This window comes from Streptomyces sp. NPDC002092 (genome assembly GCF_053593775.1).
Map to the genome: position 1 here is coordinate 305855 of NZ_JBSFDG010000012.1, position 18308 is coordinate 324162.

General features: G+C 70.5%; 19 protein-coding genes. 10 read left to right on the forward strand and 9 right to left on the reverse strand.

Translation table 11 applies throughout. From position 1 onward, the window contains the following. Nucleotides 1-106: 106 nt before the first annotated feature. A complete protein-coding gene (locus ACWCRD_RS28040) occupies nt 107-610 on the reverse strand; it encodes a hypothetical protein (RefSeq protein WP_450968580.1) in 504 nt (167 codons plus the stop codon). 108 nt (nt 611-718) lie between these two features. Beyond that, nucleotides 719-1657: a tRNA (adenosine(37)-N6)-dimethylallyltransferase MiaA gene (gene miaA / locus ACWCRD_RS28045; RefSeq protein WP_450968542.1), complete on the reverse strand. Its 939-nt coding sequence runs from the start codon at nt 1655-1657 to the stop codon at nt 719-721. A gap of 182 nt (nt 1658-1839) precedes the next feature. Here miaA and ACWCRD_RS28050 point away from each other — a divergent pair, with 182 nt between their 5' ends. Both ACWCRD_RS28050 and ACWCRD_RS28055 read left to right on the forward strand, forming a co-directional pair. After that, entirely contained in the window at nt 1840-2109 is a 270-nt protein-coding gene (locus ACWCRD_RS28050; RefSeq protein ID WP_450968543.1) for a hypothetical protein, read from the forward strand. Between the two features lie 63 nt (nt 2110-2172). Next, a complete protein-coding gene (locus ACWCRD_RS28055; protein WP_450968544.1) occupies nt 2173-2442 on the forward strand; it encodes an antitoxin in 270 nt (89 codons plus the stop codon). A 71-nt stretch (nt 2443-2513) separates the two neighbouring features. Here the strand turns inward: ACWCRD_RS28055 and ACWCRD_RS28060 are convergent, their stop codons facing one another. From ACWCRD_RS28060 to ACWCRD_RS28075, 4 genes are read right to left on the reverse strand one after another with little or no spacing between them, the layout of a single operon-like run. Beyond that, complete coding sequence (locus tag ACWCRD_RS28060; protein ID WP_450968545.1) at nt 2514-3251, reverse strand: class III extradiol dioxygenase subunit B-like domain-containing protein; 738 nt, start codon at nt 3249-3251, stop codon at nt 2514-2516. A gap of 54 nt (nt 3252-3305) precedes the next feature. After that, nucleotides 3306-4823, reverse strand: coding sequence for a tRNA (N6-isopentenyl adenosine(37)-C2)-methylthiotransferase MiaB (gene miaB, locus ACWCRD_RS28065; RefSeq protein WP_450968546.1), 1518 nt, complete (start codon nt 4821-4823; stop codon nt 3306-3308). A gap of 58 nt (nt 4824-4881) precedes the next feature. Next, nucleotides 4882-5535 (reverse strand): response regulator, encoded by a 654-nt coding sequence (locus ACWCRD_RS28070; RefSeq protein WP_450968547.1) that lies wholly within the window; start codon nt 5533-5535, stop codon nt 4882-4884. After that, the gene (locus ACWCRD_RS28075; RefSeq protein WP_450968548.1) at nt 5535-6482 is read right to left on the reverse strand and encodes a sensor histidine kinase; all 948 of its coding nucleotides are present in this window, start codon (nt 6480-6482) and stop codon (nt 5535-5537) included. The genes ACWCRD_RS28070 and ACWCRD_RS28075 overlap by 1 nt, the downstream gene beginning before the upstream one ends. Nucleotides 6483-6664: 182 nt before the next feature. Between ACWCRD_RS28075 and ACWCRD_RS28080 the strand changes: the two genes are divergently transcribed. Together ACWCRD_RS28080 and ACWCRD_RS28085 are read left to right on the forward strand one after the other, a co-directional pair. Further along, the gene (locus ACWCRD_RS28080; RefSeq protein ID WP_344401700.1) at nt 6665-7150 is read left to right on the forward strand and encodes a cation:proton antiporter regulatory subunit; all 486 of its coding nucleotides are present in this window, start codon (nt 6665-6667) and stop codon (nt 7148-7150) included. Nucleotides 7151-7154: 4 nt separating this feature from the next. After that, nucleotides 7155-8375: a cation:proton antiporter gene (locus ACWCRD_RS28085; RefSeq protein ID WP_450968549.1), complete on the forward strand. Its 1221-nt coding sequence runs from the start codon at nt 7155-7157 to the stop codon at nt 8373-8375. Nucleotides 8376-9135: 760 nt separating this feature from the next. Here the strand turns inward: ACWCRD_RS28085 and ACWCRD_RS28090 are convergent. After that, nucleotides 9136-9540: a pyrophosphohydrolase domain-containing protein gene (locus tag ACWCRD_RS28090; RefSeq protein ID WP_450968550.1), complete on the reverse strand. Its 405-nt coding sequence runs from the start codon at nt 9538-9540 to the stop codon at nt 9136-9138. A 112-nt stretch (nt 9541-9652) separates the two neighbouring features. Here ACWCRD_RS28090 and ACWCRD_RS28095 point away from each other — a divergent pair, with 112 nt between their 5' ends. Continuing rightward, nucleotides 9653-10654: a TAXI family TRAP transporter solute-binding subunit gene (locus ACWCRD_RS28095; protein ID WP_450968551.1), complete on the forward strand. Its 1002-nt coding sequence runs from the start codon at nt 9653-9655 to the stop codon at nt 10652-10654. 8 nt (nt 10655-10662) lie between these two features. Here ACWCRD_RS28095 and ACWCRD_RS28100 read toward each other — a convergent pair whose 3' ends face one another. Both ACWCRD_RS28100 and ACWCRD_RS28105 read right to left on the reverse strand, forming a co-directional pair. Continuing rightward, nucleotides 10663-12066 (reverse strand): sensor histidine kinase, encoded by a 1404-nt coding sequence (locus ACWCRD_RS28100; protein WP_450968552.1) that lies wholly within the window; start codon nt 12064-12066, stop codon nt 10663-10665. Between the two features lie 9 nt (nt 12067-12075). Continuing rightward, on the reverse strand, nt 12076-12762 hold the full coding sequence (locus ACWCRD_RS28105; protein ID WP_450968553.1) for a response regulator transcription factor: 687 nt from the start codon (nt 12760-12762) through the stop codon (nt 12076-12078). Between the two features lie 295 nt (nt 12763-13057). Between ACWCRD_RS28105 and ACWCRD_RS28110 the strand changes: the two genes are divergently transcribed. From ACWCRD_RS28110 to ACWCRD_RS28130, 5 genes are all read left to right on the forward strand, one after another. Continuing rightward, nucleotides 13058-13834, forward strand: coding sequence for an amino acid ABC transporter ATP-binding protein (locus tag ACWCRD_RS28110; RefSeq protein ID WP_030947272.1), 777 nt, complete (start codon nt 13058-13060; stop codon nt 13832-13834). Between the two features lie 80 nt (nt 13835-13914). Next, the gene (locus ACWCRD_RS28115; protein ID WP_450968554.1) at nt 13915-14751 is read left to right on the forward strand and encodes a glutamate ABC transporter substrate-binding protein; all 837 of its coding nucleotides are present in this window, start codon (nt 13915-13917) and stop codon (nt 14749-14751) included. A gap of 118 nt (nt 14752-14869) precedes the next feature. Next, a complete protein-coding gene (locus tag ACWCRD_RS28120; protein WP_450968555.1) occupies nt 14870-15535 on the forward strand; it encodes an amino acid ABC transporter permease in 666 nt (221 codons plus the stop codon). After that, the gene (locus ACWCRD_RS28125) at nt 15532-16452 is read left to right on the forward strand and encodes an amino acid ABC transporter permease (RefSeq protein WP_450968556.1); all 921 of its coding nucleotides are present in this window, start codon (nt 15532-15534) and stop codon (nt 16450-16452) included. Before ACWCRD_RS28120 ends, ACWCRD_RS28125 begins: the two co-directional genes overlap by 4 nt. A 175-nt stretch (nt 16453-16627) precedes the next feature. Beyond that, nucleotides 16628-18229, forward strand: coding sequence for an FAD-dependent monooxygenase (locus tag ACWCRD_RS28130; protein ID WP_450968557.1), 1602 nt, complete (start codon nt 16628-16630; stop codon nt 18227-18229). The last annotated feature ends 79 nt before the right edge of the window (nt 18230-18308 follow it).

Genomic DNA, 18308 nt, shown 5'->3' on the forward strand with positions numbered 1-18308 from the left:
CCTCGATGGTATGTGACTGTCGTTGTTCGGCTCCGGGCCGGTCGGGGCTCGTCGCGCCCACGCGGCGGAGCCGCATGTCGTCACAGCCTCGCGCCCCTGAAGGACCTCAGCGCAGCCTTGCCACGCGCCATACCGCCAGCACCACCACCGCGGCCACTACCACTACGTAGGCCAGGACGACCCGCCAGTCAGGGCGGCGCCCGGAGCCCCTCGGTGGGAGCCCGGGGCCCGTGTACCCCACCCGGCGGGCGGCCATCATGCCCCAGCCGGCCGCGCAGGAGCAGATCAGCAGTCCCAGCATGGCGATGACGGCGCCGCTGTCACCGAAGTCGAAGGCGAGCGGGAAGGCGAACATCAGGGAGCCGAGCGCGGCGAGGGCGACGATGGGGGCGAGCTGCCAGATGCGCAGGCGGCGCTGCGGGCGCAGCTCGACCTCGACCTCGGGGCCACCGGCGAACATCTCCTCCGGCTCGGGGCCGTCAGCTGTGACTCCGCCCTGCGTGTCGTCGGGCCCGTCGGGGCTCAGACGGTTCTCGTCCTGCTCCGATTCACCGCTCTCGACGGTGAGCGGCTCGGTGCCTTGTGCAGTGTCGCGAGGGCCGGCCTCCATCGCCACGCGCCCTCCCAACTAGGACTCCACTTGGTCGATCGAAGCTCGATGATGGCACGGCGCCGGATGCCGGAACGGCGGCCGGAGCGTCCCGATGCCATGACGTGATCAGGCTGTAACCGGTCGTTCGACCAACGCCAGTGCACGCTGCGGAAGTTCTGTGAGATCCGCCGCAGCCCCGCTCAGCCAGTGCACACGGGGGTCGCGCCGGAACCAGGAATCCTGCCGGCGCGCGAAGCGCTTGGTGGCGCGCACGGTCTCGGCCCGCGCCTCCTCCTCGGTGCACGCCCCGGCCAGCGCCGCGAGCACCTGCTGATAGCCGAGCGCACGAGCAGCCGTACGGCCCTCGCGCAGGCCCTGCGCCTCCAGCGCACGCACCTCGTCCACGAGCCCGGCCTCCCACATCCGGTCGACCCGGCGTGCGATGCGCTCGTCGAGTTCGGGACGGGCCACGTCGACGCCGATCTGGACGGTGTCGTAGACCGAGTCATGGCCGGGCAGATTGGCGGTGAAGGGCTGACCGGTGATCTCGATCACTTCGAGGGCCCGGACGATACGGCGGCCGTTGCTGGGCAGGATCGCATGCGCCGCCTCGGGATCCGCGGCGGCAAGTCTGGCGTGCAGTGCGCCGGAGCCGCGCAGCGCGAGTTCCTCCTCGAGCCGGGCCCTGACCTGGGGGTCGGTGCCGGGGAACTCCAGGTTGTCGACGGCCCCCCGGACATACAGGCCGGAGCCGCCGACCAGGATCGGCCAGCGGCCTTCCGCGAGCAGGCCGTCGATCTTGGTGCGGGCGAGCTTCTGGTACTCGGCGACCGACGCCGTGACGGTCACGTCCCAGATGTCGAGGAGGTGGTGCGGAATGCCGCCCCGCTCCTCGGGCGTCAGTTTGGCGGTGCCGATGTCCATCCCGCGGTAGAGCTGCATGGAGTCGGCGTTGACGACCTCGCCTCCGAGCTGCCGGGCGAGGAAAACGCCCAGATCGGACTTTCCGGCCGCGGTCGGTCCGACGACGGCGATGACTCGGGGGGCGGGGGGTGCGCTGCTCACCGCACCAGTCTCGCAAACCCCGAGGGCACTCCTCGAACGAGTTACGTGACGGCACGGGAGCCGGGTCGTTGCCCGTTGCGAGGCTCTCGCCGCCGGTTTCGGGGGGCGGCGACCCGGGCGGCGCAAACGGACGCACCGGACGACGCGGGATTTCGCCCGCACGAGTAACGTATGGAGTGGATATGGGCGTTTTCGCACGACTTCTGCGGAGGTCGAAGGCTACCGAGGAGGCGTCAACCGCCGAGGCTCAGGCCGACACACCGACGGCCGAGCCCGCGACGGAGGAGGCGGCAGAGGCGAAAGGGTCGGCCGAGGCCGAGGAGCTGACCGAGGGCGAACCGGAGGCGACGGAGGCCGTCGAGCCCGCCTCCGGTGAGGCCGTCGAGATCCCGAAGCAGCAGTCCGGCGAGGAGGCGGCCGACAGGGACGCCGGTGAGGACGCCCGCACGTAACCGCCCCTGACCCGGGTGAGCCGCAGGGGCGTGCCGAGCCGGGGAACGACGGAAGGTGGACCCATGGGTCTCCTGAACAACCTGAAGGCCAAGCTCAACCCGGCCAAGGACAAGGTCTCCGGCCTCGCGCAACAGCACGGGGACAAGATCACGCACGGTCTCGACAAGGCCGCGAAGGTCGTCGACGAGAAGACCAAGGGCAAGTACAGCGACAAGATCCACTCCGGGACGGGCAAGGCCAAGGGCGCCATGGACCGACTCGCGCACAAGGACGACACGGGGGCAGGCGGTGGCACGACCGCACCGCCGGACTCCACGCCGCCTGCTTCCTGAACGGCACGGCACACCGACGGACGGCCGCGGGGCCCGAGGGCTCCCGGCCGTCCGCCGTTCACCCCGCGCCTCTATGACCAGGTGGCGACCATGTAGCCCACGCCGTACGGCGCGTCCTCGTACAGCAGCGCGCCCGCGAGGTCCGTCCCTTCGGCCGCGCCCGCGAGGACCTGCCAGGGAGCCCGGCCCGATGCCTTCAGCTCGGACGCCAGCTCGGTGTCCAGGGCCTTGAGGGCCGCCACGTCCGCCGCTCCCAGCGCACGCGCGAGCTCCGCGTCGAACGGCGCCGCGCGTTCGTCGAGGTAACCGGGAGCCTTGAGCGTGCGGCAGGCGCTGGCGTCGCCCATGACCAGCAGCGCCACCCGCTCGGGCCCGGCGGCGATCTCCCTCCCGACGTGAATACACCGCTCGGCCGCCAGAGGTTCCCCCACGCCGAGTCCCTCGATCGGGGCGTGGGACCAGCCGGTGCGCTGCAGCAGCCACGCGGCGACCGCCAGCGAGGGCGGAAGCAACCGCTCCGAGGCCGCCTGAGCCGGGACTTCGGCCTCGGCATGCTCGGCCCTGCCGAGCCGTACGTCCACGTCGACGCCGAAGCCGCGGAAGGAGCCACGCGTGCCCTCGGGATACGTGCCTCGGCCGCTCTGCCCTGCGGGACCGACGACGACGAGCCGGTCCGGACGGGCGGCCGCGAGCACACCGACCGCGTCCGTGCACGCGGCACGCGCGACGTCCATCTCGGCGGCGGCACCCGCGGCGACCTCGGGTACGAGCAGCGGCGGGCAGGGGCAGACTGCGGCGACGACAAGCATGATCGGCAGGGTAACCCCGCCGCCCGGCGGCGGACACCGCGCCGGGCGGAGCGGTCAGTCGCAGCCGCAGCCGCTCCCCGTCGCCACCGGCAGCGGCTCCGGGACACCGATCTTCGGCAGGCCCAGCAGGACGCCAGCAGGCTTCGCCGCCTCTGCCGCGTTGCGCTTCTCCCAGGCGTCGCCCGCGCGCGTGCGGCGCACGCCGAGGACGGTTCCCTCGGCGAGGAGGTGGTGCGGGGCGGCGTACGTTATCTCGACCGTGACCACGTCGCCGGGTCGCACGTCCTGCTCGGGCTTGGTGAAGTGGACCAGGCGGTTGTCCGGGGCGCGGCCGGAGAGGCGGTGGGTGGCGCCGTCCTTGCGGCCCTCGCCCTCGGCGACCATCAGCTCCAGGGTGCGGCCGACCTGCTTCTTGTTCTCCTCCCAGGAGATCTCCTCCTGAAGGGCGACGAGACGCTCGTAACGCGCCTGGACGACCTCCTTGGGGATCTGGTTCTCCATGGTCGCGGCCGGGGTGCCGGGACGCTTGGAGTACTGGAAGGTGAAGGCCTGCGCGAACCGCGCCTCACGCACGACGTGCAGGGTCTGCTCGAAGTCCTCCTCCGTCTCGCCGGGGAAGCCCACGATGATGTCGGTGGTGATCGCGGCGTGCGGGATGGCGGCCCGTACCTTCTCGATGATCCCGAGGTAGCGGTCCTGCCGGTACGAGCGGCGCATCGCCTTCAGGACCGTGTCCGAGCCGGACTGCAGCGGCATGTGCAGCTGCGGCATCACGTTGGGGGTCTCGGCCATCGCCGCGATGACGTCGTCGGTGAAGTCGCGCGGGTGCGGGGAGGTGAACCGGACGCGCTCCAGGCCCTCGATCCTTCCGCAGGCGCGCAGCAGCTTGCTGAAGGCCTCGCGGTCGCCGATGTCGGAGCCGTACGCGTTGACGTTCTGGCCGAGCAGGGTGATCTCGGAGACGCCCTCGGCGACCAGGGCCTCGATCTCGGCGAGGATGTCGCCGGTGCGGCGGTCCTTCTCCTTGCCGCGCAGGGCCGGGACGATGCAGAAGGTGCAGGTGTTGTTGCAGCCGACGGAGATCGACACCCACGCCGCGTAGGCGCTCTCACGGCGCGTCGGCAGGGTGGAGGGGAACGCCTCCAGGGACTCGGCGATCTCGACCTGGGCCTCTTCCTGCACGCGCGCGCGTTCCAGCAGGACCGGCAGCTTGCCGATGTTGTGCGTGCCGAAGACGACGTCCACCCAGGGCGCCTTCTTCACGATGGTGTCCTGGTCCTTCTGCGCGAGACAGCCCCCGACCGCGATCTGCATCCCGGGGCGCTTCGTCTTCATCGGGGCGAGGCGGCCGAGGTTGCCGTACAGCCGGTTGTCGGCGTTCTCGCGCACCGCGCAGGTGTTGAAGACGACGACGTCCGCGTCCCCGTCCGACCCCTCGGGCGCACGCACATACCCGGCCTCTTCGAGCAGCCCTGACAATCGCTCGGAATCGTGGACGTTCATCTGGCACCCGTAGGTGCGCACTTCATAGGTCTTCACGCCCACTGCCTGGCTCCGGTCGATGCTGCTCATGTGACAAGGGTAGGCGGTGCCGGAAGTGCCTCCCGCCGCCCTGTGGACAACCGGGGGCTCAGGGCTCGATGAGGCCCGCGCGGATCGCGTAGCGGGTGAGTTCCAGGCGGTCGCGCATGCCCAGCTTGTGCAGCAGGTTCGCGCGGTGGCGCTCGACCGTCTTCGCGCTGATGAAGAGCAGTTCGCCGATCTCCTTCGAGGTGTGGCCCTCGGCGACCAGTTTGAGTATCTCCTCCTCTCGCTCGGTGACCGGCCGCGCGGGCAGGTCGTCGCCCCGGCGCAGGCGGTCCAGGTAGGAGCGCACAAGGGCCCGCTCCGCGCCCGGGTACACGAACGGCTCGTCGCGCACCGCCGCCCGGCAGGCCCCGACCAGGTCGCGGTCGGCGGCGGACTTGAGGACGTAGCCGCCGGCTCCGGCCTTGAGGGCCTCGAAGAAGTACTCCTCGTTGTCGTACATCGTGAGCATGAGGATGCGCAGGCCGGGCAGGCGGCGGGAGAGTTCACGGGCCGCCTGGAGGCCCGTCATACGGGGCATGGCGATGTCCAGGACGGCCAGATCGACGGCACGCGCGCGTGCCAGTTCGACGGCCTCCGCCCCGTCCCCGGCCTCGGCGACGACGTTCAGATCGGGCTCGCCGTCCAGGATGAGCCGCACGCCCTGGCGTACGAGCGCATGGTCGTCGGCGAGCAGCACGCGCGCGGGGGATGCCATCAGCGGCCTCCGGCGGTGACGGGGACCCGCAGGCGCACATCGGTGCCGTCCTCGGGGCCGGGTCCGAGCGAAAGGTCGGCTGCTATGAGCAGCGCGCGTTCGCGCATGCCACGGATTCCGGCGCCCTCCGGGGTCGTACCGAGGCCCTTGCCGTTGTCGCGTACGAGGAGTTCGACGCCGTCCGCGACCGGCCGGAGGCGGACCTCGGCGCGGTCGGCGCCGGCGTGCCGGGCCGTGTTGGTGAGTCCTTCCTGGGCCACGCGGTAGATCACCAGCTCCGACTCCTGGGTCAACGGGGGCAGGTCGCCGGTGATGTGGTGGCGCACCGTCAGCCCGTGGGTGGTGAACTCGGCGGCGAGTGAGCGCAGGGCGCTGACCAGGCCGAGTTCCTCCAGGACGCCGGGGCGCAGCCGACGGGCGATACGGCGGATCTCGTCCAGGCCCGCCCTGGTCGCCTCCTGCGCCTGGCCCACCTCCCCGCGCAGTTCCTCGGGGGCGCGGTCGGCGACACGCTTGAGCTGGAGGAGGACGGCGGTCAGGGTCTGGCCCACCTCGTCGTGGAGCTCACGGGCGATGCGCTGCCGCTCGCGCTCCTGCGCGGACAGGGCGCGGGCCGCTCCGGCCGCGCGTTCGCTCTCCAGCCGGTCGAGCATCGTGTTGTACGTCGTGATCAGCTCGGCCGCCTCCGCCGGACCGGCGACGACCGCTCGGGCGCCGGGGCGCAGCAGGTCCGCGGTGGCCATGGCCCGGCCGAGCCGCCGCAGCGGAGCGAGCCCGGCACGCAGCACGATCGCGTTGCCTGCCAGCAGTGCGCTCAGGCCCACGACGACGACCAGCGCCTCGGCCGGCAGGACGGGGGTCGACACGGTGACCGGGCCCAGTAGCAGGGCGGCGGCCGCGACCAGGCCCATGGCGTTGAGGGAGAAGATCCGCCAGAACAGTGACACGGTCCTCCCTGGTTCCGCGGACGCTCCCGATGTGGCTCCGGCCAGCCTCGCCGTCCGCCCCCGGCCGCGTATATCCGTGACGTCACCCATGTCGCCACCGTACGGGCGGATGGCAGCATGCGAAGCGGCCGGGGTTGATCACCGGCAGACCACGACCATGCCGCCAGGACAAAGGGAGAAACGTGTCTGCGCCACGACTGAGGGCGACGCCGCTGCCGGGCATCGGGGTCCAGTACGACCTGGTGACCCGCGACCAACGCCATCTGTCGGTGGTGGCACACCGCGACGGCGCGCGCACGGTGAATGTGTACCGGGCCGACGACCCCGACTCCTGTGCCCAGTCGCTGCGGCTGTCCGGCTCCGAGGCGGGCGCGCTGATCGACGCGTTGAAGCCTTCCCATCACAGCGCGAGCCTGCTCTACGCCTCCGATCTGGGGCTGGTGGCCGAGCGGATCGAGTTGGCCGCGGCCTCGCGCTGGAACGGGCGGGTGCTGGGCGACACGCGGATGCGGACCGAGACGGGCGCGTCGGTGGTGGCGGTGCTGCGCCGGGCCGAGGCCATTCCGTCGCCGGCGCCGGACTTCCGGCTGGCTGGCGGTGACATCGTGATCGTCGTCGGCACACGCGAGGGTGTCGACGCCGCCGCGGCGATACTCGGGCGGGAGTGAACCGGTGCACTCCGCGGTGTTGTTGATCGAGTTCGGTTCCATTCTGCTCGGCCTGGGCCTGCTCGGCCGGGCCGCCGCCCGCTTTCAGCTCTCCCCCATTCCGCTGTACCTGCTGGCCGGCCTGGCCTTCGGCGAGGGCGGGCTGCTGCCGCTGGGGGCGAGCGAGGAGTTCGTCGCCATCGGCGCCGAGATCGGCGTGATCCTGCTGCTGTTGATGCTGGGCCTGGAGTACACGGCCGGTGACCTGGTCACCAATCTGAAGGCGCACTACCCGTCGGGCCTGGTCGACTGTGCGCTCAACGCCGTGCCGGGCGCGGTTGCGGCACTGCTGCTCGGCTGGGGGCCGGTGGCCGCCGTGGTGCTGGCCGGAGTCACCTGGATCTCGTCTTCCGGGGTGATCGCGAAGGTGCTCGGTGATCTGGGCCGGGTGGGCAACCGGGAGACGCCGGTGATCCTCAGCGTGCTCGTGCTGGAGGACCTGGCGATGGCGGTGTACCTGCCCATCGTGACCGCGCTGGTGGCCGGCGCCGGGCTGCTGGCCGGGAGCGTGACGCTGGCGGTCGCGCTGGGGGCCGCGGGGCTGGTCCTGTTCGTGGCCGTGCGCTACGGGCGCGTCATCTCACGGTTCGTCTCCAGTGACGACCCGGAGAAGCTGCTGCTGGTGGTGCTGGGACTGACGATCCTGGTCGCGGGCGTCGCACAGCAGCTCCAGGTGTCGGCGGCCGTCGGTGCCTTCCTGGTGGGTATCGCGTTGTCCGGGGAGGTCGCGGAAGGCGCCCACACCCTGCTCAGCCCGTTACGCGACCTGTTCGCCGCGGTGTTCTTCGTGTTCTTCGGGCTGCACACCGACCCGGCGAGCATCCCGCCCGTCCTGCTGCCCGCCCTCGCACTGGCCCTGCTCACGGCGGCGACGAAGATCGCCACCGGCTACTGGGCGGCCCGCCGGGCCGGAATCTCCGTCAAGGGCCGCTGGCGCGCGGGCGGCGCGTTGGTGGCGCGCGGCGAGTTCTCGATCGTCATCGCCGGTCTGGCGGTGAGCGCCGGCATCGAGCCGTCCCTGGGCCCACTGGCCACGGCGTACGTCCTCATCCTGGTCGTCCTCGGCCCCCTCACCGCCCGCTACACGGAACCACTGGCCCGGCGCCTGAACGAGCGCCGCAATGCCCGTACGGATTCCCCGGAGCCGGCAAGGGAGGGCGTGTCGGTGGGCGAACGACGGTCCTGAGTGCAGGGCTGGCGCAGGGCTCAATCGCCGTCGTGGGTCGAGATGCGGAAGCGCGGAGGTCGGAAGCTCCTGGGGGCGATTGACGGCGTCGCCGACAGGCCGTCGCAGGGACTCAGCCGCCGTCGGGGGTGGATCGGCCGGTGGACGGCTGACGGGCCCGTAGACGGCCGCCGCGAGAACACACGCCCGCCAGACACCCATCGAGGCGACTGACCTCGTCGCCGGCAGGCCACCGCCTACTCACCCGCCGACGCGGACCGATCGGCCCGTGGACGACTGACGGCCCATCGACCAACCACCGCGAAACACACGCCCGCCGAACACCCCACGGAGGCGACCAACAGCCTCGCCGACCGGCCGCCGCCCACTCGCCCCCGACGCGGACCGATCGGCCCGTGGACGACTGACGGCCCATCGACCAACCACCGCGAAACACACGCCCGCCGAACACCCCACGGAGGCGACCAACAGCCTCGCCGACCGGCCGCCGCCCACTCGCCCCCCGACGCGGACCGATCGGCCGGTGGGCAGCTGACGGACCCGTCGACGGGCATTGCCGGGAACGCACGCCCATCGGCCCCCTCGGGAAAACTGACAGCCTCGTCGGCAGACCGCCGTATGGCTCATGCACCGCCGTGCACCCCCAGCCGGTGGCCGGCGGAGCGGCCCCTCGGCAGCCTCGCCCCGAGGCTGATGCACCGCCGCTCGCCCAGCAGACGCTGGAGGCGGAACGGGGTCTCGGCGGTACTGCCGCAAGGCCTCATATGCCGTCCGGCGACCACCCCTGTCGGCGTAGTACCGCCGACACGTCCGGGGCCTCGTAGTGGTCGCCCTTGAGGACCTTGCCGTCGGCGCGGCGGGTGACCAGGCCGTCGGGGCCCAGCTTGGTCATGTTGGAGCGGTGGATCTCGGCGATCACCGCGTCCAGGTCGATGCCGTGGACGAGGGCGGTGCCGTAGGCCACGTAGACGACGTCGGCCAGTTCGTGGGCGAGCTTGTCGAGCGGGCCCGTGACCGAGACCTCGGCGACCTCCGCGGCCTCCTCCGCGAGCAGTTCACCGCGGTGGGCGGCCAGCGAGGGCGGGACCTCGGTGGGCGTACTGCGGGCGTCGAGCCCGACGGCGAGGTGGAATCGGCGAACCAGGTCGGCGGGCGATGAGCTCATACGGCGACTGTATCGACCGCCACTGACAACGCCCGGTCGTGATCCCGTTGTGACCCCTGCCCCGGTCAGCAGCCCTGGTCAGCACCGTGTTCCGGCTGGCAGGATCCCTGGCATGTCCAAGAGGTTCCCCCGGATCGGCAGACGCCGGGCCCTGCAGGGTGCGGCTGCCGGCTTCGTCGCCCTCGGGTTGCTGCTGTGGTGGCTGCTGCCCCTGGGTGAGGCCCCTCCGAGCGGAACGATCACCATCAGCACGGGAACGCAGGCCGGGGTGTACCAGCAGTACGGCAAGCTGCTGCGCACCGCGCTCGACAAGGACATGCCGAACCTGAGGGTGAAGCTGCTGACCAGCGACGGCTCCCAGGAGAACGTCAGGCGGGTGGCCACCGGCAAGGCCGACTTCACCATTGCCGCGGCCGACGCGGTCGAGACCTACGAGCTCGCGGCCCACAACCCAGGCGCCGACCAGTTGCGCGGCGTCGCCCGCCTGTATGACGACTATGTGCAGCTCGTCGTCCCGCGCGACTCGCACATCACGTCCGTCGCGGACCTCAGGGGCAAGCGGGTGGCCATAGGACCGCCCAGCTCGGGTGTGCGGCTGATCGCCGACCGGGTGCTCAACGCGGTCGGCATCGACGCGGCCAGGGACATCACGCCGTTCTCCGACGGCATCGACACCGGCCCGGACCAGCTGAAGCAGGGCAGGATCGACGCGTTCTTCTGGTCGGGCGGGCTGCCCACGGAGGGGCTGCAGAAGCTCGCCGGCACCTTCGCCTTCCGGTTCGTGCCGATCACACCCGGCCTCGTCGCCAAGCTGCACGACCAGGACCGCGCCACCCGCTACTACCGCGCCACCAACATGCCGGAGTCGGCCTACCCCAGCGTCCAGAACGGGGTCGCCGTGCCGACGCTCGCCGTGTCCAACCTGCTGATGACACGCAAGGACATGGACCCGCGGCTCACCGAGTGGATGACCCGCACCGTGATCAGGAGCCGGGACGGCATCGGCACGAAGGTCCACTCCGCCCAGCTCGTCGACCTGCGCACCGCGATCTACACCGACCCCCTGGCCCTGCACGAGGGCGCCCGCCGCTACTACCGCTCGGTCAAGCCGTAGGACCGCCGTCAGACCGCAGGGCTGTTCCTCGGCACGGACACCGTCACGGTGAGCCCGTGCGGCTCGTGACGGCCGTACGAGATCGAGCCGCCACCCGCGGCGAGCAGCGTGCGCGAGATGGACAGGCCGAGACCGGAGCCCTTGATGTTCTGGTGGCGGCTGCTGCGCCAGAAGCGGTCGCCGACACGGGCGAGTTCCTCGTCGGTCAGGCCAGGACCGTTGTCGGTGACCACGACGGTCGAGGTGTCGCCGTCGGCCGCGACCGTGACCTCGACGCACTCGTCCTTCGGCGTGAACTTGACCGCATTGTCGATCACCGCGTCCAGCGCGCTGGAGAGCGTGACCGGGTCGGCCCAGGCGGTGGTCGGCGGGCAATTCCCCACCAGCCGTACGCCCTTGGCCTCCGCGGTCGGCGCCCAGGCCGCGACGCGCTCGGCGGTCAGCGCACCGATGTCGGTGATCCGCAGGTCGGCCTCGGTGTGCTCGGCCAGGGCCAGGTCGAGCAGGTCGTCGAGGACCTCCGCGAGGCGTTTGCCCTCGGTGCGGACCGATGCGATCTCCTCGTTGTCCTCCGGCAGTTCGAGAGCGAGCAGTTCGATGCGCAGCAGCAGCGCCGCAAGGGGGTTGCGCAGCTGGTGCGAGGCGTCGGCGACGAAGGCGCGCTGCTGCTCCAGCACGTCCTCGACGTTGTCCGCCATCTCGTTGAACGCGTGGGCCAGGCGCCGGAGTTCCGGAGGACCGCCCGCAGCCGCGACCCGGGTCTTCAGACGGCCGCTCGCGATCGCGTGAGTGGTGGCGTCCAGCACCCGTACCGGCCTGAGCACCCAGCCGGTCAGCCTCAGCGCGGCACCGACGGCCAGCAGCATCGCGGCGATCTCTCCCACGCCGATGACCAGCCAGCCGTTCAGGATCCGCGAACGCAGCGCCCCGGTGGGCGAGTCGGTGACCACGACCGCCACGACATCGCCGTCCCGGATGACCGGTGAGGCGACGACCAGACGGTTGCGCTGCCAGGGCCACACCTGCTTGGGGTCGTGGCTGCGGCGGCTGAGCAGTGCCTCGGCGAACGCCTCGCGCACCTCGGCCCTGTCGGGGAGGACGAAGGTCTGCGGCGCCTGGGCCATGGGGACGCCGGTACGGCAGAACACCCCGGCCCGGATGCCGTAGACGCCGTAATAGCTGTCGAGTTCGCTGCTCAGTGTCTCCAGGCGCGGGTCCGTGGACGTACGCGTGGAACTGCACGCGTCGGTGACGAACTGGGCGAGGGACGCGAAGCGCGCCGTGTCGTCGATCCGGTCGACGACGACCTTCTGCTGCTGGGCGGCAGCCACGCTCACGGCGAGCGGGATGCCGAGCGCGAGCAGCACGGCCGCCATCAGGACGATCAGCAGCGGAAGAAGACGAGTACGCACCCGTGCACGCTACGAGGACGGGGCGACAAGCCGGTAACCGACGCCGCGTACGGTCTCGATCAGGGCCGGCATGCGCAGCTTGGCGCGCAGGGACGCGACGTGCACCTCCAGGGTGCGTCCGGTCCCCTCCCAGCTGGTGCGCCACACCTCGCTGATGATCTGCTCCCGGCGGAAGACGACCCCGGGGCGCTGCGCGAGGAGGGCGAGGAGATCGAACTCCTTGCGGGTCAGTTGGACAACCGAACCGTCCACGCTGACCTGTCGGGTGGGCAGCTCGATGAGCATCGACCCGAGGCGCAGCCGGTGGTCGCCTCCCGCCCCGGCGTCCTCGTGGACGCTGCGCCGGCTGACGGCGTGGATACGGGCGAGCAGTTCCCCGGTGTCGTACGGCTTCACCACGTAGTCGTCGGCGCCGAGGTTGAGGCCGTGGATGCGGGAGCGGACGTCGGAGCGCGCGGTGACCATGATCACCGGGGTGCTGGTGCGCTTGCGGATCTTGCCGCAGACCTCGTAGCCGTCCTGGTCGGGCAGGCCCAGGTCGAGCAGGACGACGCCGAAGCCGTCGCCCTCCGGAACGAGTGCCTGGAGAGCTTCCTCGCCGCTACGCGCGTGCGTGACGTCGAAACCGTGCCGCGCCAGAACCGCAGAAAGAGCAGCGGCGACATGGTTGTCGTCCTCGACGAGGAGCAGTCTCATCCGGGCCTCCTTCGGTTCATCGGCCGTACGATCAGGATGGATGGAGCGAGATGGAAAAACGTGTGCACGCGCGCGTGCACAACGCAGTCACGCTGATGGACGAGGACGGCGTCAAGTGGGTTCCGGTTGCGGACCGCTTTAGTTACCCGGCCGATACCGGCCCCCGCGCAACTGCTACGACATGTGTCCGATTGCTATCGGATCGTGATGCTCAGATTCCCCTCAGATGTAATGACGCTGGTGGAACGGGGTTACTACTGTCCTGCGAAACCGAGGAGGACGGAGCCCGATAGCGATGACCGAAGTATCGGTGGCCAAGGAAGATGTGGCCGCGACCGGCGAACTGGTCGTCCTGAAGAGCGTCAACAAGCACTTCGGCGCGTTGCACGTACTCCAGGACATCGACCTGACGATCGCCCGCGGCGAGGTCGTCGTGGTCATCGGGCCCTCCGGGTCCGGTAAGTCCACCCTGTGCCGCACCATCAACCGCCTGGAGACAGTCGACTCGGGCTCGATCACGATCGACGGCAAGGCGCTGCCCCAGGAGGGCAAGGAGCTGGCCCGGCTGCGCGCCGACGTGGGGATGGTCTTCCAGTCCTTCAACCTCTTCGCGCACAAGACCGTGCTCGAGAACGTGATGCTGGGCCAGATCAAGGTCCGCAAGGCCGACAAGAAGAAGGCCGAGGAGAAGGCCCGGGCCCTGCTCGACCGGGTCGGCGTGGCCACCCAGGCGGACAAGTACCCCGCGCAGCTCTCCGGCGGCCAGCAGCAGCGCGTCGCCATCGCGCGGGCGCTGGCCATGGACCCGAAGGTCATGCTCTTCGACGAGCCGACGTCGGCCCTCGACCCGGAGATGATCAACGAGGTCCTCGAGGTCATGCAGCAGCTCGCCCGCGACGGCATGACCATGATCGTCGTCACCCATGAGATGGGCTTCGCACGATCGGCTGCAAACCGCGTGGTCTTCATGGCGGACGGCCGGATCGTCGAGGAAGCTGCGCCCGACCAGTTCTTCAGCAATCCGCGCAGCGACCGCGCCAAGGACTTCCTGTCGAAGATCCTTCACCACTGACGGTTCGCCCCCGCCCGGCCCTCGCCGGCTCTCCTCTCTCCGCCGGCGCTCCTCTCTTCACCAGCCAAAGGATGTTCACCATGAAGCTCCGCAAGGTCACCGCCGCTTCGGCCGCCGTGCTCGCCCTCGCTGTGGCGGCCACGGCATGTGGATCGAACAACAGCAACAGCAGCGGTTCGTCCGGTGGCGGCAAGAAGATCAAGATCGGCATCAAGTACGACCAGCCCGGCCTCGGTCTGAAGGAGCCGAACGGTACCTTCTCCGGCTTCGACGTGGACGTGGCCACCTACGTGGCGGGCAAGCTCGGCTACAAGCCCGACCAGATCCAGTTCGTCGAGACCAAGAGCGCCGACCGCGAGAACGCGCTCCAGCGCGGCGACGTCAAGTTCATCGTGGCCTCGTACTCGATCACCGACGAGCGCAAGCAGAAGGTCGACTTCGCCGGTCCTTACTTCCTGGCCCACCAGGACCTGCTGGTCAAGAAAGACTCGCCGATCAGCAAGGGCACGGACCTCAACGGCAAGAAGCTGTGTTCCGTGACCGGCTCCACCTCGGCGCAGAAAATTGTGAAGATCGCCCCCAAGGTCAACCTCAAGGAGAACAGCGGCTACTCGGAGTGCGTCGCCAGCCTCCAGAGCGGGGCCGTGGACGCACTGACCACCGACGACTCGATCCTCGCGGGCTACGCCGCGCAGTCCCAGTACAAGGGCCAGTTCAAGCTCCTCGGGCTCAAGCTCAGCAACGAGAACTACGGCATCGGTGTGAAGAAGGGTGACACCGCGACCGTCAACAAGATCAACGACGCTCTGAAGAGCATGGTCAGCGACGGCACCTGGAAGAAGGACGTCGAGAAGAACTTCGGCCCGGCCCAGTACAAGTACGAGCCCGCCCCGAAGATCGGCGTCATCGTCAAGTAATCCAGGAAACCGCGGCCACCGCAGGGTTCCACAAGGGCCGCGCCGCCGCCCGCCGCGCTCACGGCGGCGGCGCGCCACGCCCTCCTCGTACGCCACACACCCGGAAGCGCGGGAGATCGTGTTCGACTTTCTTCATGGTTATGACGTCCTGGGGGCGTTCTGGATGACGGTGAAACTCACCGCCCTCTCCGCCGTCGGCTCCCTGATCTGGGGCACCCTGCTGGCCGGGATGCGGGTCAGTCCGGTCCCGCTGATGCGCGGGTTCGGCACCGCCTACGTCAACATCGTCCGAAACATCCCCCTGACGGTCATCATCGTCTTCAACTCGCTCGGCCTCGCCGACATCTTCGGTGTGACGCTGGGCGCTTCCGACTTCAAGGTGCAGGGCTTCAGGCTGGCCGTGCTCGGTTTCATCGCCTACACCTCTGCCTTCGTCTGTGAGGCGCTGCGCTCCGGCATCAACACGGTGCCGCTGGGGCAGGCCGAGGCGGCCCGCGCCATCGGGCTGAGCTTCAGCCAGACCCTCCGGCTGATCGTGCTGCCGCAGGCGTTCCGTTCGGTCATCGGTCCGCTGGCCAACGTGCTGATCGCACTGACCAAGAACACCACTGTGGCGGCCGCGATCGGCGTGGCCGAGGCCGCCGCCCTGATGAAGACGATGATCGAGAACGAGGCTCAGACGCTGCTCATCGGCGCGGTCTTCGCCTTCGGCTTCGTGGTTCTGACCCTTCCCACCGGCCTCATCCTCGGCTGGCTGGGCAAGCGACTGGCGGTGAAGCGATGACCTCGGTCCTCTACGACGCCCCGGGCCCCCGGGCCAAGCGGCGCAATGTCCTCCTCTCGGTGGTCTTCGTCGTCCTGCTCGCCCTTCTGGCGTGGTGGATCTGGCAGACGCTGGACGACAAGGGCCAGCTGAAGTGGGCCCTGTGGCAGCCGTTCACCACGTCCGAGGCATGGACGACGTATCTGCTGCCGGGCCTCGGCAACACCCTGAAGGCCGCGGCGCTCTCCATGATCATCGCCCTCCCGTTGGGCGCGTTCTTCGGCATCTCGCGTATGTCCGACCACCGGTGGGTGCGGGTACCGGCCGGAGTGGTGGTCGAGTTCTTCCGCTCGATCCCGGTGCTGCTGCTGATGCTGTTCGCGAACGAGTTCTACTCCCGCTACACGAACGTCACCACGGACGACCGGCCCCTGTACGCAGTCGTCACCGGCCTGGTGCTCTACAACGCCTCGGTCCTCGCCGAGATCGTCCGGGCCGGCATCCTGGCGCTCCCCAAGGGGCAGACGGAAGCGGCGTACGCGATCGGCCTGCGCAAGGGCCAGACGATGACCAGCATCCTGCTCCCGCAGGCGGTGACGGCCATGCTGCCGGCCATCGTCAGCCAGCTGGTGGTCATCGTGAAGGACACCGCGCTGGGCGGCGTGATGATCGGCTACGCGGAGCTGCTCAGCGCGCGCAGCACGTTCGCAGCCAACTACGCCGACGTCATCCAGAGCTTCGTCGGCGTGGCGATCATCTTCATCATCGTCAACTTCCTCCTCACCAGCTTCGCGAGCTGGCTGGAGGGCAGGCTGCGGCGCAGCAAGAAGAGCACGGGCGCGGTCCTCGGCGAGGACACCGTCGAAGTCAACCCCGCCGCGATCAGGGGCACCTACGGGACCGGCGAAGCCGGCGGTGGCTTCGGCGGCGGTGTCTGATGATCAGTCGACTCGCCTGATCCGCACGGAGGCAGTGGCGTGATCGCCACTGCCTCCGTCGCTTGACGCAAACCCCGCCAATGGGTTGCATACGTTCTGTGATCGTGCACCCTGCTCCAACTTCCTGTTCACATACGTCCCTCAGGACGCCGCCACGAGCAGGGGGCGCCGCGCCGTGGACCCGGTGATCATCGTCGGCGCGGGGCCCGTCGGGCTCACGCTCGCCCTGGCGTTGGCACGTCAGGAAGTGCCCTGCGTCGTGCTGGACGAGGGCCCCGGCAAGGAGGAACCGCGCCCCGCGCGCACCGTTGTCCTGCGCGAGGACACCGCCGCCCTGATGGAGCGGCTGAGCGGACAGCCGCTCGCGCAGGAGGGAGCCCGCTGGGCCGGATGGCGGTCGATGCGGCGCAAGCAGGTGATGCGCGAGGTCACGTTCGGCGGCGACGAACCCGCTCCGCTGCACATCGCCCAGCATGTGCTGACCGGCGCCCTGCGCGCCGCCCTGGCCGCCGAGCCGCTCGTCGAGGTCGCCGTGGACAGCCGCCTCGACACCGTCGAGCAGGAGGCCTCGGGAGTCACCGCCCACACCCGCGGCCCCAAGGGCACCTGGTGGCGCGGCAGTTACCTGGTCGGCTGCGACGGCCCGCGCTCCACCGTGCGCAAACTGCAGGACATCCGCTTCCCGGGCCGTACGGCGGTGGAGCGGCACGCCGTGGCCGCGCTGCGCACGGAACTTCCATGGGCGGACGAAGCGTTGCTTCACCGGATGCCGCCGTGGCGGACGTCGGGCCCCTCGGCCGGGGAGGTGACCGCCCGCCCCCTCCCGGACGGCGTATGGCGCCTGGACTGGCTGCTGCCGCCGGGCAAGGACCTGGTCACGCCCGAGCTGCTGCTGGCCCGCATCCGGGAGACCCTGGCCGGCTGGACCGGGGGCCCGACACCGCCGTACGAGCTCCTCGACACCGGAGTCCACACGGTCCACCACCGTCTGGCCCGCCGCTGGCGGGTCCGCCGGGTCTTCCTCGCCGGGGACGCCGCGCACCTGCTTGGCGCGCTGGGCGCGCAGGGGCTCGACGAGGGGCTCAGGGACGCCGACAACCTGGCCTGGAAGCTGGCGCTCGCCTGGCACCACGGGCCGCACGAGGCGCTGCTCGACAGCTACCAGGCGGAGCGACGCGGAGTCGTCGCAGGCCGGCTGCGCGCCGCCGACCAGGCCCTGCCGCTGCTGCGCGGCGGCGGAGGGCTGCGCGCGTACGTGCCCGGCTCGGCCCGCGGCCACGATGCGCTGCTCACGGACGGCCACCTGGGGCGCGGAACACTCGGCGCGCCGGGGGCGTACGCTGCCTCCCCGCTCGCTCCCCGGCATCTCGAAGCCGAGGTCCCCGTGGACACGGCGCCGGGCGAGCCGGTCACCGATGTGCGGGTCACCGCGGAGGACGGCACCTTCGTACAGCTGCGGGACCGGCTCGGGCGCGGAGCCCTGCTGGTGGTGCTGATCGCGCCGGGCACGGCGGTGTGGGACCGCAAGCACTGGATGGCCGCGGGGATCATGCCGCGGCTGGCGGCCGCGGTGGCCGCGCTGCCGCACCCCGCCGAGTTGCTGGTCGCGGAGAGCTATCCCGGCGCGGCGGCCCACACCGTGTTGCTGGTACGGCCGGACGGCCACCTGGTCACGGCACTGGGCGGAGTGCGGCCGGCCGAGCTCTACTCGGCGGCGGAGGCGACGCTGGGAGGGCCGGCGAAGGCGGAGGCCACGGCCGGATCGCCCTCGAAGTGACCCTACTCACCGTCACCCTGTGGTCCACATAGTGACGGTGAGTTGACCGCTCTGGACCGTCAATGGTGTACTCCGGTAC

Bases quoted from the DNA above. Each gene is read 5' to 3' on its own strand.
- ACWCRD_RS28055 (WP_450968544.1), top strand. From the start codon at position 2,173: ATGGGTCTCCTGAACAACCTGAAGGCCAAGCTCAACCCGGCCAAGGAC.
- ACWCRD_RS28050 (WP_450968543.1), top strand. From the start codon at position 1,840: ATGGGCGTTTTCGCACGACTTCTGCGGAGGTCGAAGGCTACCGAGGAG.
- ACWCRD_RS28115 (WP_450968554.1), top strand. From the start codon at position 13,915: ATGAAGCTCCGCAAGGTCACCGCCGCTTCGGCCGCCGTGCTCGCCCTC.
- miaB (WP_450968546.1), bottom strand. From the start codon at position 4,823: ATGAGCAGCATCGACCGGAGCCAGGCAGTGGGCGTGAAGACCTATGAA.
- ACWCRD_RS28090 (WP_450968550.1), bottom strand. From the start codon at position 9,540: ATGAGCTCATCGCCCGCCGACCTGGTTCGCCGATTCCACCTCGCCGTC.
- ACWCRD_RS28060 (WP_450968545.1), bottom strand. From the start codon at position 3,251: ATGCTTGTCGTCGCCGCAGTCTGCCCCTGCCCGCCGCTGCTCGTACCC.
- ACWCRD_RS28105 (WP_450968553.1), bottom strand. From the start codon at position 12,762: ATGAGACTGCTCCTCGTCGAGGACGACAACCATGTCGCCGCTGCTCTT.
- ACWCRD_RS28070 (WP_450968547.1), bottom strand. From the start codon at position 5,535: ATGGCATCCCCCGCGCGCGTGCTGCTCGCCGACGACCATGCGCTCGTA.
- ACWCRD_RS28125 (WP_450968556.1), top strand. From the start codon at position 15,532: ATGACCTCGGTCCTCTACGACGCCCCGGGCCCCCGGGCCAAGCGGCGC.
- ACWCRD_RS28040 (WP_450968580.1), bottom strand. From the start codon at position 610: ATGGAGGCCGGCCCTCGCGACACTGCACAAGGCACCGAGCCGCTCACC.
- ACWCRD_RS28095 (WP_450968551.1), top strand. From the start codon at position 9,653: ATGTCCAAGAGGTTCCCCCGGATCGGCAGACGCCGGGCCCTGCAGGGT.
- ACWCRD_RS28110 (WP_030947272.1), top strand. From the start codon at position 13,058: ATGACCGAAGTATCGGTGGCCAAGGAAGATGTGGCCGCGACCGGCGAA.